Source organism: Variimorphobacter saccharofermentans (assembly GCF_014174405.1).
Classification (GTDB): Bacteria; Bacillota; Clostridia; order Lachnospirales; family Lachnospiraceae; genus Mobilitalea; species Mobilitalea saccharofermentans.
Map to the genome: position 1 here is coordinate 3,284,377 of NZ_JACEGA010000001.1, position 16,068 is coordinate 3,300,444.

Genomic DNA, 16,068 nt, shown 5'->3' on the forward strand with positions numbered 1-16,068 from the left:
CCTAAACCAGCACTCTTAAATAAGGTGTGAAGAATGCTCCAGATTATAGATTACCTGAATATCTATCTCCTCCAATAAATTTTATCATTGGTAATTTTTTCATTTTTTATTATAAAGTACATATCGTAATAAATAAAGTCAGATTTCTTAATTATTTCTTACAATTCTTTATAATATAAGAAAATCGGATGGATTTCTTATATAAAAAGAAAGGCTTAACGGAGGATCTATGCTCCACCGTTAAGCCCAATTTACTTTATATTATGAATTATCTTTAACCGAATAATGAGAAAGTTAAGAAGATTGTTGCAGTTAAGGATGCTACCAAGGAAACTACGGTAATCTGAGTATTGATGGAAGGACCTGCGGTATCCTTAAATGGATCACCTACTGTATCACCAACAACACCTGCCTTATGTGCATCGGAACCTTTGCCGCCATTATTACCTGCTTCAATGTACTTCTTTGTGTTATCCCAGAGTCCACCGGAATTAGACATGAAGAGCGCAAATAACAGACCACTGATAATGTTACCTGTGATAAATCCGCCGATTGCCTGTACACCGCCAATAATACCAACAAGGATTGTACAGATAATAACCATTAAGCCGGCAGGAATTAATTCTTTGATTGCACCATGTGTTGCGATCTCAATACATTTATCATATTCCGGATCTGCTTTCCCTTCCTTCAGTCCAACGATCTCTTTGAACTGACGATGAATTTCTGCTACCATACGTTGTGCATTACGGTCAACACCTAACATTAGCATTGCAGAGAACACTGCTGGTATCGCAGCACCAAACAATAATCCAAAGAATACTACCGGGTTAATAATATCAAAGCCCTGGATATAATTCTCTCCTGCGGAAATCATTCCAGCTTCTGTAGCAGCTGTATTTACCTCACTCATAAACGCACCAAGAAGTGCAATAACTGTGAGTCCTGCAGCACCGATAGCAAAGCCTTTTGTAACAGCTTTAACTGTATTGCCCGCACTATCAAGGGAGTCTGTGATCTCAAGAGCCTCATCACCCAGACTGCCCATCTCAACAAGTCCACGAGCGTTATCTACAATCGGTCCATAAGCATCATTTGAGATAATCATACCTACGATGGATAACATACCCACAGCTGCCATAGAAATACCAAACATCGCATATCCATTACCAAGTGGTTCACAAATTTTATAAGCTGCAAGAGCTGAAACACCAATACCGATCATGGATGGCAATGCGCTAATTAAACCGTAGGAAACACCGGATAATATAGTAAAAGCTGGTCCTGATTCACAAGCCTTCGCTACTGCATGAACCGGAGGTCTACGATCATCGGTGAAATAGTCACTGGCAATACCAATAATAACACCAACAGCAAGGCCAATTGCACTTGCTGCCCAGATCTCCCACTTGAAATCAAAAGCATAGGTTGCAATTGCAGTTAATACAGCGAATATAGCTGTAGTTACATAAGTATTCGTATTCAATGCTCTGGTCGGATCGCCGCCTTCCTTCATTCGAGCAGATAAAACTCCAATCAATGATGCAAACAGTCCAATTGCAGCATAGCAAAATACCATTGCAGCATTCACAAAACCGCCTGCTGTTTTATCAAGGGCTGCTGCCATAACAAGTGCGGCTGCCATAGAAGCAACATTAGAATCAAATAAGTCTGCACCCATACCAGCAACATCACCTACATTATCACCAACATTATCAGCGATAACGGCAGGGTTTCTCGGATCATCCTCAGGAATACCAAGTTCAACCTTACCACATAAATCTGCACTGATATCGGCAGTCTTTGTAAATATTCCACCGCCTGCCTTTGCAAATAGAGCCATAGAACTTGCACCAAAGCTGAAGCCAAGAAGGGCAGTTGTATCTCCTGTTATGAGGAAAACCAAGGTAACACCCAGTAAGCTGGAACCAACTACTGCCATACCCATAACAGCTCCACCACGGAAGCCTGACATAAATGAGGGCTTAATTCCTTTTGTAGCGGCTTCTGCTGCTTTAATATTGGCGATTGTTGCGATACTGATACCGATCTTACCAGCTATACCGGAGAAGATTGTACCAAGTATGTAAGATACCGCCATTATTACATTATCTAAAACATTGCCCTTCCACACAGGAACCGGAAGGAAAATAAAAATTAGAATTGCTGCTACTGTACAGAAACGTACAAGCGTCTTGTACTCTTTTGCGAGGAACGTATTCGCACCGTTCCGAATTAATTTACCCACCTCAGCGATACGTTGATTCGAGGAGGGCTGTGAAGATACCCATTTGTAGAGCCAGAAGGCTGCTCCAAATGCCAAAAGTGAAATTACGATTGATGCAATTTGGAAAAAAGTTAAGTTAAACAAAATGCTCATCTTCCTTTCTTTTTATGGCTTATTTAGCAAAATTTCGCTTTGTCTCAAATGCTATCATATTTATGTTCTTTGTGCAACAAAAAACTAATATTATAATTCAATTATTGCATATTGTATAAATCATAAACTATTTAGTATAATTTTATTCTCTAATCTGTTATTTTTCTACAATATTATATCGTATTTTTGTGCATTTTGTCAACTAATCTAAATTGTGTATAGTTAATATTACTTTATTTAAAATTGTCAAATTAATATCAATTAAATTGTCATTTTTTTATCAATCAATTTTCACTAAAATGGCGTAAAAATCTTATGAATCAGCATTGACATACATATGAAAAATGAGCTACAATGAATTCAATTTGATTAACCTGTCATTGCTGTTCATACTTCGTACAAGCTATGGTTGAAGCGGTTCGGTAATGGCGGATCATTCTAAGGAGGACTATATTTTATGGAATTCTTATTGTCAGGTATTATGGCAATCACTTGGCAACAGTGTGTAATGTATGCCGTTGGACTAATTTTAATTTATTTAGCAATTGAGAAAGGCTTTGAACCAGCACTGCTTTTGCCAATGGGATTTGGTGCAATACTAGTAAATATCCCCATGTCCGGTGTATTAAATCAGATTCAAGAAGGAGTAGGGGAAACACACGGTATTATTCAGTGGTTATTCGAAACAGGAATTGATGCATCAGAGGCTCTACCTATCCTGTTATTCATCGGTATTGGAGCTATGATTGATTTTGGTCCCCTGTTATCCAATCCGAAGATGATCTTATTCGGAGCCGCAGCACAATTTGGTATCTTTTTCACCATATTAATTGCTGTATTACTTAACTTTGACTTAAAGGACGCAGCTTCCATTGGTATTATAGGTGCGGCAGATGGTCCTACTTCCATTCTTGTGTCACAGATACTACATTCGGATTATGTCGGGCCCATAGCAGTCGCCGCATATTCCTACATGGCATTGGTTCCGATAGTACAGCCCTTTGCTGTGAAGCTGGTTACTACAAAGAAAGAACGTTTAATCCGTATGGATTACAATCCTAAGTCAGTTTCCAGAACCACCCGAATCCTGTTCCCGATCATAGTATCCTTTATTGCAGGTCTTATTGCACCTCAATCAGTGGCACTAGTAGGGTTCCTAATGTTTGGTAATTTACTTAGAGAATGTGGTGTTCTTGGTAGCTTATCCGATGCCGCTCAGAATATCCTTTCGAACCTGATCACCTTATTATTAGGTATTACCATCGCATTCAGTATGAAAGCAGAGGCATTCGTTAATGTTGATACATTACTTATCATGGGCTTAGGCTTAGTGGCATTCGTATTTGACACCATTGGTGGTGTATTATTTGCTAAGTTCCTGAACCTGTTCCTCAAGAAGAAGATTAATCCTATGGTTGGAGCAGCCGGTATCTCCGCTTTCCCTATGTCAGCCCGTGTTGTTCAGAAGATGGGTCTGGCTGAGGATCCTTCCAATCACCTCTTAATGCATGCTATTAGTGCCAATGTATCCGGACAAATCGGATCCGTTGTGGCAGGCGGTGTTGTAATTAAGATTGTACTAGACATTCTTGCCAGATAGGTGTTACTAGGAAATATCATTGTTGATTGAGCCTGTTAAACAGGTATACGGAGGTAAATATGGAACAGAATATTGAATATGCTTTAGAAATTATGGGAATGGGAATGCTCTCGATTTTTACAGTTATAGTTGTTTTATTACTTATCATAGTTCTCCTTGCTAAAGTAACTGGAGGAAAGAAAAAGGTAAATGAAGAATAAGTACTTATCTATTATTATATATAGAATTTAAGTATACAAAAAGTGTATTAAATCGGAATTCATCAATTGATGTCCAGATTTGATACACTTTTCTTATGCTACATATTACGGTTCTATTATCCTAATGCTACGTCAAGGAACATCATGATTGCAAAGCCCAGCATTGCTCCTATCGTCCCTACATTAGAATGATGCTTTTCCTGTTGAGCTTCCGGAATTAATTCCTCAACCACTACATAAATCATTGCTCCTGCTGCAAAGGACAGGGCATATGGTAGAATAGGCTTCATTGCAACTACTGCCACAGCTCCCAGCACACCGGCTATCGGCTCTACAATTCCAGATGCCTGACCATATATAAAGCTTTTCAGTCGGGAAAGACCTTCTCTTCTTAAGGGTACAGATACCGCTGCACCTTCAGGGAAATTCTGAAGCCCTATTCCAATTGCAAGAGCTGCCGCTCCTGCAAAGGTTGCTGCTGGTAATTCCGCAGCGATAGCACCAAAGGCAACACCAACTGCAAGACCTTCCGGTATGTTATGAAGGGTAATAGCCAGAACAAGTAATACACTTCTCTGCCAACTAGTTTCAAGTCCTTCTGGTTCCTGTGCTACACCAATATGAAGGTGGGGCATCAATATATCGACCAACCACAGAAATAAACCACCTGCCAAAAAACCTACCACTGCAGGAAGCCATGGTATTCCGCCGGCTTCTTCTGCCATCTCAATTGCGGGTGAAAGCAGTGACCAGAAGCTGGCTGCTATCATAACCCCAGCGGCAAATCCAAGCATCCCATCCAGAATCCTTTTATTAATCGTTTTGAATATGAATACTGTGGAAGATCCAAGCGCTGTAACGAACCATGTAAACAGGGTTGCCAGGAGTGCCTGGACTACAGGATCTAATGATATGAACCAATCCATTAAAAAACCTCCTTCGTTATAGTATATTTCAAAAATTTAATCTGTCGACTAAATTAATAAAAATCTAGTAATATTATATCACTCCTTTCACTTAAATTCTATGATCTTAAGTAGAATCCATTAAATGGAAACCACTTCCAATACTGTTGACATTTCCCAGATAAAAAGTATAATTAATTATATGCTTTTTTAGTTTACCTTAATAAAGGAAACTCAAAAGATAAATTTATATTTAAGGAGACGAGACAACTATGGGAGAAAATGATTACAACCCCTACGCAACAGCTCAAGCACAGTTTGATCACGTAGCCGATCTAATTGATTTAGATCCTCCAATACGTGAACTCTTACGTCAGCCAAGCCGTGAATTTCACTTTACGATTCCGGTAAAAATGGACGACGGTACAACGAAAATATTTAACGGTTATCGTATTCAGCACAATGATGCACGCGGACCTGCCAAAGGTGGCATTCGCTTCCATCCCCAAGAAACAATTGATACCATAAGAGCATTATCTCTGTGGATGACATGGAAATGTGCTGTTGTTGATATTCCTCTAGGAGGAGCAAAAGGTGGCGTAATATGCGATCCACATAATTTATCTCTCGCTGAACAAGAGAGATTATGCCGTGGTTACGCAAGACAGATGGCTAAGAACATTGGTCCTTTCGATGATGTTCCTGCTCCCGATGTAATGACAAATGGCCAGCATATGCTTTGGATGATGGATGAATATGAAGCAATTCATGGTGGACATTATCCTGGTACCATTACCGGAAAACCTGTTGGCATGGGAGGTTCCCTCGGACGTACAGAGGCTACAGGATACGGCGTTATATATACTTTAAGAGAAGCATTAAAGGCCTTAAATATTGATATTGCAAATACTACAGCATCCCTTCAGGGCTTCGGTAACGTAGCAGAGTATGCAGCACGTCTTTATACACAAATGGGTGGAAAGATCATTGCTATTTCCTGTTGGGATAATAACGATAAAAAAGCTTATACATACCGTAATGTAAATGGATTCGATATAGATCAGATGGTTTCTATCAAAGATTCCTTCGGTACAATCGATAAGCAAAAAGCAGCAAGTATGGGTATCGAATTACTGGATGGCAACGATTGGCTTTCCCAGGATGTTGATATTCTGCTTCCATGTGCTCTTGAAAACCAGTTAACTCCGGAATCCTTTAAGAAAATCAGCAATAAGGTAAAGGTTATATGTGAAGGTGCTAACGGACCAACCACCCCGGATTGCGATGAGTTAATTAAGGCAAGGAACATCTATCTAATTCCTGACTTTTTATGTAATGCAGGCGGTGTAACCTGTAGTTATTTTGAACAGGTTCAGTGTAATATGAACTATTTCTGGTCAAGAGAGGAAGTATTAGAAAAGCTGGATTACAAAATGACAGCTGCCTTTAAAGCTGTTCATAAACTGTCCCAGGAAAAGAAGCTCTATATGAGAGATGCTGCATATGTCATTGCAATTAATCGAGTTGCAGAAGCAGTAAAACTTCGCGGTTGGGTATAATATCTATCCCTTTCTTTTGTTATGAATAATTATTGATATGACTATTATTCACTAGTCCATATCATTTTCGGGTGCCATAAGTCGCCCATTTGCTGTTGTAATCATAAGTAAATACGACTTCTGGCACCCATATTTTACTGTATGTAAGTAACAAGATTAGGGCGTTTAAGACTGTGAAATGAATATTAGTGCATATATGTTCATTAATAGTAGACTTTTGACCCCATATCATTTATCACATTGATAAAATTATCATAATCCGATTTTTTCTTAGCAACAGGTCTGTGCCTGCGCTGCGTGCACAACCTTATACAGATTCTAGCAGCGCAGAAACGAGGATAAACATGAACCGTTATAAAAATATATCCAAGGATGTATTAGTAGAACGTGCAAAAGAATTAGAGTGTCTTTATCTGATTGATGAAGTATTGGCAGAAGATCCTTTGTCAGAGGCTTTGATAAAGATAACTAAGATTATTCCTCTTGGATTTAGAAATATTATAGAATGTGTAGCTGTAATACAAGTAAATGATCAACTATATGAAACGAAACCAATTACTGAAAAAGGTGATGAACTGGTTGTTCGTATTAAAATAAATAACGAAAATATTGGATACATAAAGGTTATGTATCCCTATCATACCTTTCCAGATGGGGAACAGGTATTTCTACCACAGGAAATAAAGCTTCTGAATACAATTGCGAATCGAATATCCGATTGCATTCAGAATTTGAACCATAAGAATATAGATGACTATCGAAAGAAATGGGAAACAATTATTGATCTTCTGCATAGAACAGACCCCGATATGTTATTGTATGTCTGTGAGAAGATGCTCGCGCTCTTAGCTAATACCAACCAAAATCTGATATTAGATATTTATCAGAAGATGGACTGGATGAGATATACTCATCATGGCGAAATTAATTTTCCACTAGAAACTATCCCTGAAGTTGACGTCAACCGTTTATGTCAGATATTATTTCAATCAGCAAGAAATTGCTTGACGGACGCCCAGATTTATGACTATACCAGTCTATGGATCTATCAGGGTAAAACATATGAATTAATAAAGACCGTAGATAAGAAAGACGCAGATGTAAAAATCATCTTAAAAGCATTAAATCAATATCGAAAGGCTGTCCAGAACAACGAAATGTCCAGTGAGGCAACAAGACGTTGGCTTACTGTTGAATTAGTGCGTCGTTTTATAACAGATAACCCGAAGTCCATAGCGATTGCTCAAAAGTATATCACAGTGGAAGCCTTTTGCGATCTTCTGGATTCCTTTATCTGCTCCCCTAATAGCATTGGTAAGATAGGCGGTAAGGGTACAGGCTTCTTTCTTGCGCATCAGATTATTGATGCTCACAAGGAAGAAAATGATTTACTATCCAATGTACGCTTTCCTAGAACCTGGTACATATCCTCAGATGAATTGACGAATCTAATCGAAAATAATGGACTTGACGAGCTAAATGAACATAAATACCTTGATATCATAGAAATTCGTACCAGTTACCCGAGAATTATTCAAATGCTAAAAAGCTCTAATTTCTCATCCTATGTATTAAATGATCTAAATCAAATTCTTGAACATTGCCAGGATAAGCCTCTGATTGTTCGATCATCCAGTCTTCTGGAGGACCAGATCAACTCTGCTTTTTCTGGAAAATACAAAAGCCTGTTTATAACGAATACCGGGACAAAAGCAGAACGTCAAAAGCAACTGGTTCAGGGAATTCTTGAAGTATATGCCTCCATGTTTAATCCCGACTCGATACAATACAGAAAAGAACGTAACCTTCTGGATTGCTCGGAGCAAATGGGAATTATGATTCAGGAGGTGGTTGGAACAAAGGTTGGACCATACTATTTTCCTCTCTTTGCGGGTGTGGCCTTTAGTAATAACGAATTACGATGGTCTCCACGATTAAAGCGTGAGGATGGATTAATTCGGTTGGTAATGGGTCTTGGAACGAGAGCCGTTGACCGTGTCGGTGATGACTATCCCACATTAATTTCACCCGGCCAGCCGAATCTTCGTGTCAATCAGCAGCCAAGAGAATTAAAGAAATATTCTCCCCAAATGATGGATGTCATTGATATAGAGCATAATCGATTTCTTACCCTGCCGATCTCAGAAGTAATTAAAGAGTACGGCTACGAGATTCCCTGCCTGAATTATGTAGCCTCTGTATTAAATAATGACATTATAACCGATCTCAATCGATTTACTACAGATTTAAAGTCCGCAGATATCATCATTACCTTTGATGGTATGAATAAAAAAACCACCATCCTCAAGCAAATTCAAGCCATTATGTCCCTCTTACAGGAGAAGTTGGGATATCCAGTAGATATTGAATTTGCCAGTGACGGCGAAGCGATTTACCTGCTACAGTGCCGTCCTCAAAGCCGGAGTCGCGATAATACTCCTGCTGCTATTCCATCTAATATTCCGGCGCAAAGTACGGTTTTCACAGCAAACAAGTATATATCCAACGGAAAAGTAACCGGTATTAGGTCGGTTGTGTACATTGATCCTGTCGGTTATAGCAAGTTAGAGAAATATGAGGACCTAATCAGTGTTGGAAGTGCTGTAAGTGAGATAAACAGAATTCTACCCCGCCGCAGCTTCATATTAATGGGGCCGGGTCGCTGGGGAAGTCGTGGAGACATTAAGCTTGGTGTTCCGATTGCTTACTCCGACATCAATAATTGCGCTATGCTAATTGAAATTGCACAAAAAGAATCCAAATACCAACCGGAATTATCCTTTGGTACCCATTTCTTTCAAGACCTTGTCGAAGAAAACATTAAGTATCTCCCTCTATACCCGGAGGATTCTAATGTTATCTTTAATAAGGCATTCTTCTTAAGTACAAAGAATGCCCTACGTAACATCTTGCCAAACTACGCCTATCTTGAGGATGTTATTAAGGTTGTGCAGATCGAAGAAAACTTCTATGGCCAAGAGATGATCGTATTGATGAACGCTGATTTAGAGAAGGCAATTGCTTATATTGAGCCCCCTGCACAATTAACTGCCATTCAAAATACCAATATGGCTGATATTGAGAATGAGTTAGCTGAAAGCGAAGATCAGGGGTGGAAATGGAGACATTATATGGCGGAACGTATTGCTGCCCAGATTGATATGGAAGCCTTAGGTATAAAAGGCATTTATCTATTCGGAAGTACGAATAATTGCACTGCCAGACTTAACAGCGATATCGATCTGTTAATTCATATCGATGCAAGTGACGAACAGAAACAACAGCTCACTACCTGGCTGAATGGCTGGAGTATCGCATTATCCGAGATGAATTACTTAAAAACCGGTTATAAATCAGATGGTTTATTGGATGTTCACTACATCACAGACCAGGACATCCGTGACAAGACCTCATATGCAATCAAGATTAATTCCATCTATGATCCAGCCCATCCGCTTCGTGTGCGAAATTAAGGAATGAACTGCTCCACCGTGAGGAACTGTTCTTACGCTGAATCAATAAATCTATCAAAGCACAAGGGGTAGCTGCATATTATATGCTGGGACTACAGCTTACCATAATGCACTGTCGGAAGAACATATTGTTGATTTTATATGGCTCAGGTGAACTTTTATGTCCGCCTGAGCCATATAAAATCAGCAATGTGTTACTTCCGTCTGTGTGTGAGGTAAGTTATAGTCCTGACATTTTATGCAGCTGCCCCGTATGTCTGATTCTTTTCATCTTATATTATCAAAGGTACTTTCAAGACATAGTGCACCATATCCCAGGGTCCGATTGGGATATACATTCTCAATTCGAAGGTGTCTGGCTCCATTAATAAGGTATGCCTTCACTTTCTCGCCATATAAAAACGGATCGTTTCCCCGAACTATTCCCCATTGCATCAGGAGAGCAGCACTTCCAGTAACAAAAGGTGTGGCCATTGAGGTTCCGGATCGTACCGTATATCCCCCTCCTGGGGAACAGGAGTTAATATTAACACCGGGTGCCACAAGATCCGGTTTGATCTCCATATTCCTGGTAAATCCCCTGCCCGAAAAAGGAGCATAGCTATCTGTATACGCATTGTAGGCTCCAACCGATATTGCTCTCACCGCTGTTGATGGAACTGTAAGGGTTGTATATTCGGAAGAAAGCAAGAATCTGGTTCCTGGATTCTTTACCCCTCCTGCCGGAAGCCACATATCATAATTTCCTACTACAATTCTTCGAGGAACTAATTCAATTCCCCACACACCTGCATTGATATACCTGTTAGTCGGGATCAATTCAATATAGATCTCCTGCTGTGGATTATAAGGCGTCGGATCCCCATAGTATAATAAAATCCCGGTCTGTCCAATAGTGAACTGTTGCTTTCCCAATATACGAGGTATAGGCCCTACCCGGGTTCCATTGGGAGCAATAATACTAATATCAAAATGATCAAAGTAATTTTTCCATATCTGAATATTCAGTGAGAATTCAAACTCACTTACTGCAATTTCCACAAGCTGATTCGTTCCCATGGTGAGGATTCCCTGTGCATGATTGCCTGATGCACCTTCGTTCCCTGTACCAATAACAATTGATGTCTTCCATAGATTCGCCACATCATTTATATAACTCTCCAGTAGTGTCCGTCCTGTATGGGAGCCATAATTATTCCCAAAGCTGATATTAATGGCCATTGGTCTCCCTGATTCAATCGCATAACGGATTACATAATCAATACCCTGCATCAGCTGGGTGGTTCTTGGAAAGGAATCCCCTACTGAGGTTCCCAGTTTAACTACAACCAGTTCACTTTTACTGGCAACTCCCCGGTACAGACCATTGCTGGCTCTGCCGTTTCCCGCTGCAATTCCAGCCACATGGGTCCCATGACCCGATATATCCGTACTCGGTACAATCTCCATTCTCTGCGGCATTGGCACCTGCAATGCTTCATTGATTTGATCCCTTGTATAAAGTGTACCAATATCATATCCTGCAGGCGGATTCCCTCGAATTGTCTGATCCCATAATGCAGCAATTCGAGTAGTCCCATCCTCGTTACGAAAATCAGGATGTGAATAATCAATTCCGGAATCAATAACTCCAATTAACACTCCCTCACCAAACAAATTGACATCCGGTGTCTGAAGAGGATTGATGCAGGATGCTCTTCTTCCCTCAATCACCTCATAGAACAAGCGCTTCGGCTTCTCAATAAATTCAATCTCCTCGAAATCTGACAACCGATCAATTTGCGATTCTGGAATTGTTATCACCGCATATTCGTTCAAAAGCTCTACAACTGATACGTTCAATTCCTCTCGAATCCGTTCAAGACTTCCGCTGTATTTCACGATTAGCTCCCATGTATTTTCCTCAGGTGAATATCCTACATTCAGATTCGTTGCTTTCTCTCTCTCCTGTTCCGGTATATCCAATGAAAGGTTCAATTCGTTATCCAGCTTTGCATTCGGCATAAAGTCTCTCCTACCAGCATTGACAGCAGGCATACCTGCTCCTTTACTTAGAGCTTACAGACAACAGGCCCACCTGTTCTTTTATTTCATCATATGAAATCGTGATATATTCAATGACAATTTATGCTGTCTGCACAGGATTAGCCGGTAGAGCGAATTATCATCAAATGTTCCGCCAGGCGTGTTAATAGAAGGTATGCTGTGCGAACCATCGCTTTGTTTATACTTCACTTTACCTTCATGTAAATCAATGATTACATTGCAACAACCAAGCCTTTGCACTGAAATCACTGTCAGCCTCGCCATATTCCCTTATCACATGATAATCCTTCAGAAAATCTGTATTGATCTCCTTTGAATGTTCAAAGCGATGCGCAATCACTAACCGTTTTTGATCCAATTGTCTAATTACGAGCTGCTCGCCCTGTGGTTTATTATAGCTTGTGACTCTGTTATTTATTTCCACTGTCACACCGTTCTTAATAATATCAGCTGCCTCTTTATAGAACGCAATACCTTCCTCAATCAGCTGCCATTGCTTATCTGTGAGATTATAAATATCTCCACTTAAGCACATTCTGCCAAGAAATGTACTGATGATGGAATAATATATTCTTTTCTCACTATCCTCCGCACGCATAACGGCCCAGATCTGACTTTGAGAAGGTTTAATGACTCTATGCATATTGGCTGCAATGATTGGAATCGCTGTTGTTTCATGGGCATCTGAAAAGCTTGCCTGGGAAGCCAGTTCCATCATTGAGGGTTCCAGCCGGTGTCCACCGCTTGAGCAGTTTTCAATTACAATGTTCGGTATTTCTTCTCTGATCCGGCTAAAGAATTCCTGACTTGCCCTGACTCTTTGTCGCAAGCCTTCTCCAAGGCTTTCTGCTCCATCACATCCAATACCGATGGTTTCATTGTAGTCCACTTTAATATATCCAAAATTGCATTCCTTTAGAGTCTCTATGACAGCCTTACTCAGATAATCAACTACCCAGGGGTCCGACATATCCCAGAATCGTTTATCTCCTACTGTAATAACCACGCCATCCTTCTTTAATAAATGATCCGTGTTGTTCCAATGCTTTGATTGTCTGCCGACTGATTCCATTTCAAACCAAAGACCTGGTATCATGCCGCATTGTCTGATATAATCCGCTGTCTTTTTTAATCCACCCGGAAATTTATCATAGTTCACATCCCAGTCACCGATACTAGCCCACCAGCCTTCATTCTTTCCATACCAGCCAGAATCGATAACCAGATATTTAACTCCCTTGTCCTTAAGTTTATCGCTGATTTTGACCAGATTATCATAACTGGGATTTCCCCAGGTAGTACAATATTCATTGAACATAATCCCCATATCTTTATCGATTTCCGATATTTTCGGTTTCTGCGCCTTCACCAGCTTATCGCACACCTCATATAAGGAAGCGCCCCTGGCAATAACGGCTTTTGGTGTTGTGAAGGACTCCTCAGGTGCAATATTCTTAAACCAATGACCAAAGTCTCGATCAGCGATTCCTCCGACGATTGATAGTGTCTCGTCATCCTTACATTGGATTTCAATCTGCCAGGAGGATGGAATATATAACTGAACTGCTATAAATTCCTGATTTTCACTATTTTCCAGCGCTAGGAACGGGAAGTATTTTCGAACCGGCATAGATCCCAGATTACCGAACTTTTCTATTCTCATTCCACACCTATTCCAGGAAGGCTCTAAATGCAGGTCATCAATGGTTTCCGTTCTTAACTTTCCTTCCGCACTCCAAAAGGATTGCAGTCTGTGTACTTTATCTGCTTTTATCCCTTTGATTGCAAAGGAAGACAGCATTTCCAACACCGCCACTTCGTTCCCTCTATTCTCAAATGCAGTGTTAACAGTAATCGTATCGTTACTTTTTATTGTATTAAGAGTTATATAGTGGTTTTGTGTATTCTTATAAACAATAGCCTCGTCACTTTTCGATATTTGTTCTAAATCCAAGGTTGATTTACTATTACATAATGTCATACCATTGGAAAATCCACCGGCATGCTCGTCATTTCGTAATTTCAACTCCACATAATACTCCATATCAATATCTCTCCTGTAGTATTTATTTACCTGTAAAGGCATAATTTCAATATATATGATTTTCAGATGTTTCACAAGGATTTTCAATAGATAAAAAAATATATCCGAGGTCGGAGCATATGCATTCACACTCTTATGGAGTGTAAGCACCACTGACTTCAGATATATTTTTATTTAATATGATTTGTACGGTTTAATTGCTACTATGATTACTTCTAAATCAGATACTCTGATTCTGGTTTACGATACGGTGAATTATTATAATCCGTTGCGTACAGGTACTTCTCCCATGTACGGAATTTGCGATGCTGCTGTCTTCGTAATTTTGCTGTCTCATAAAAATGCTGAATCATTTCCAATAGCTCAGTCCGGTTCATCTCAACAACCGTTTCCTTTATATTCGCTAATGCATCCTTCGCACTAGGTTTTTCTACCTTTGCCATCGGCAACAGATCCTCTGTTATTCGATTCATCATCTCCAGCTGTTGTATTAATACAGGTTCCAGCTGATCTTCCCTGCTCCTATCTGCTTGCTTTGTATGTATCTGTTCCTCTTTTCTTTGATCATCCTTTTTATCGCTCCAATTCTTATCAATCCAGCTATCAATGAGCCTTTTACAGCCCTCTGGATCTCTTAGATAAAGGTATTTAAAATCATCTATTGTAATTAATTGTCCATTATGATAGTGTTCATAGATCCATTTCATCCTAGCATCCGGTTTTTGCTCCGTCTGCTCGTAACTATATTCATAAATTCTATCTCTTGTACTATCTTTTTTAATATCTGTCATATCCTTGCCCTCCTTAAAACCAGTATGAAATCCTTGATTAATACTACGCTAGTTCAAATAAAGATGACAAAGCAAGCTTATCTAGTACTTTCTTACTATATATATCGACCAAGAAACGATATTAATTAATAGTAAATGAAACAGATAATATATGAACGAAATGACAGGATGAATAATATAATAAAGAGGCTCTATCTTCTTAAGGATATCGCCTCTTTCGTAAATAAAATAATATGTATACACCCTGTAATGCATATCAGGTTAATCGGTTCATCTTGACTGACAATAAGATTTCTCTTTTTATATTGATTATTCTTCACTGACACTTGCTCTTACATTATCTGATTGCTTAGAACCGATTATGGAAGCCACAATAACTTTATCATCTAATTCTGATTGAATATTGGAATCAAATTTGATATCTCCTGCATAAATATTGTCTCCAAGCTCTAACTTTGCCACATCAAATTCAACGGTCTCGGGAATATCCTGTGGCAGTCCAATTACCGGTATCGCATCAATTAATCGGTTTAACACCAATCGTTTTGCCTCAATAAACTCTGTTCCAATATATTTAATTGTAACATCCGCCTTTACTTTTTCTGTGAGTAGTACTTTTTGAAAATCAACATGATGAATATCATAATTTTTCGGATTGGTCTGTATTGTTTTTAACATAGCATGCTGCTTTGTAGAATCAGGACCTACTAACTCAAATACCCCGTTTTTTCCGAATTGTTTTACTGCTCGTTTCAATTCATCCTTCTTAACTACAATTGACTTGGATTCCGCACCTTTTTCATTGATATTACCTAATACATATCCCTTACTAATCCAGCTTTTGTTCTCAGCCTTGCTGATCTTCTTACGAAAGTCGTATTTTATTACTGTATTCTCTGCCATACATGTATCCTCCCTGTCATTGAAATTAATGGAATTATGTTTCACGAATAGTACGCAAACATTATTTTCATTATATATAATATCAGAAATAAGTCAAGCTTTTCTGGTTGTTTTCATTGTTTTTTTATATTCTACCATTTATTTTTATATTTTTTATAAATTAAACT

10 protein-coding genes are annotated in these 16,068 nt (G+C 39.2%); 4 read left to right on the forward strand and 6 right to left on the reverse strand.

The features are described 5' to 3' along the window. Positions 1 to 274 precede the first annotated feature (274 nt). Positions 275 to 2,371: a sodium-translocating pyrophosphatase gene (locus H0486_RS14265; RefSeq protein WP_228353626.1), complete on the reverse strand. Its 2,097-nt coding sequence runs from the start codon at positions 2,369 to 2,371 to the stop codon at positions 275 to 277. Positions 2,372 to 2,837: 466 nt separating this feature from the next. On the opposite strand from H0486_RS14265, the gene H0486_RS14270 reads away from it, so the two are divergent. Next, positions 2,838 to 3,980, forward strand: a complete 1,143-nt coding sequence (locus H0486_RS14270) for a sodium ion-translocating decarboxylase subunit beta (protein ID WP_228353627.1) — start codon at positions 2,838 to 2,840, stop codon at positions 3,978 to 3,980. 59 nt (positions 3,981 to 4,039) lie between these two features. Beyond that, a complete protein-coding gene (locus H0486_RS14275; protein ID WP_228353628.1) occupies positions 4,040 to 4,180 on the forward strand; it encodes a hypothetical protein in 141 nt (46 codons plus the stop codon). 116 nt (positions 4,181 to 4,296) lie between these two features. On the opposite strand, the gene H0486_RS14280 is transcribed toward H0486_RS14275, so the two are convergent. Continuing rightward, positions 4,297 to 5,106 (reverse strand): ZIP family metal transporter, encoded by an 810-nt coding sequence (locus H0486_RS14280; protein ID WP_228353629.1) that lies wholly within the window; start codon positions 5,104 to 5,106, stop codon positions 4,297 to 4,299. A 251-nt stretch (positions 5,107 to 5,357) separates the two neighbouring features. Here H0486_RS14280 and H0486_RS14285 point away from each other — a divergent pair, with 251 nt between their 5' ends. Both H0486_RS14285 and H0486_RS14290 read left to right on the forward strand, forming a co-directional pair. Continuing rightward, on the forward strand, positions 5,358 to 6,644 hold the full coding sequence (locus H0486_RS14285) for a Glu/Leu/Phe/Val family dehydrogenase (protein WP_228353630.1): 1,287 nt from the start codon (positions 5,358 to 5,360) through the stop codon (positions 6,642 to 6,644). 344 nt (positions 6,645 to 6,988) lie between these two features. Next, a complete protein-coding gene (locus H0486_RS14290) occupies positions 6,989 to 10,117 on the forward strand; it encodes a PEP/pyruvate-binding domain-containing protein (protein ID WP_228353631.1) in 3,129 nt (1,042 codons plus the stop codon). Positions 10,118 to 10,384: 267 nt separating this feature from the next. On the opposite strand, the gene H0486_RS14295 is transcribed toward H0486_RS14290, so the two are convergent. The 4 genes from H0486_RS14295 to H0486_RS14310 all read right to left on the reverse strand — a co-directional run bounded on the left by H0486_RS14295 (position 10,385) and on the right by H0486_RS14310 (position 15,901). After that, on the reverse strand, positions 10,385 to 12,121 hold the full coding sequence (locus H0486_RS14295; RefSeq protein ID WP_228353632.1) for a S8 family peptidase: 1,737 nt from the start codon (positions 12,119 to 12,121) through the stop codon (positions 10,385 to 10,387). Positions 12,122 to 12,368: 247 nt separating this feature from the next. Then, on the reverse strand, positions 12,369 to 14,207 hold the full coding sequence (locus H0486_RS14300) for a glycoside hydrolase family 36 protein (RefSeq protein WP_228353633.1): 1,839 nt from the start codon (positions 14,205 to 14,207) through the stop codon (positions 12,369 to 12,371). A 215-nt stretch (positions 14,208 to 14,422) separates the two neighbouring features. Further along, positions 14,423 to 14,998, reverse strand: a complete 576-nt coding sequence (locus H0486_RS14305) for a hypothetical protein (protein ID WP_228353634.1) — start codon at positions 14,996 to 14,998, stop codon at positions 14,423 to 14,425. Positions 14,999 to 15,307: 309 nt separating this feature from the next. Further along, positions 15,308 to 15,901 carry a 50S ribosomal protein L25 gene (locus tag H0486_RS14310; RefSeq protein ID WP_228353635.1) on the reverse strand — a complete coding sequence of 198 codons (594 nt, stop codon included), beginning with the start codon at positions 15,899 to 15,901 and terminating at the stop codon, positions 15,308 to 15,310. Between the last annotated feature and the right edge of the window lie 167 nt (positions 15,902 to 16,068).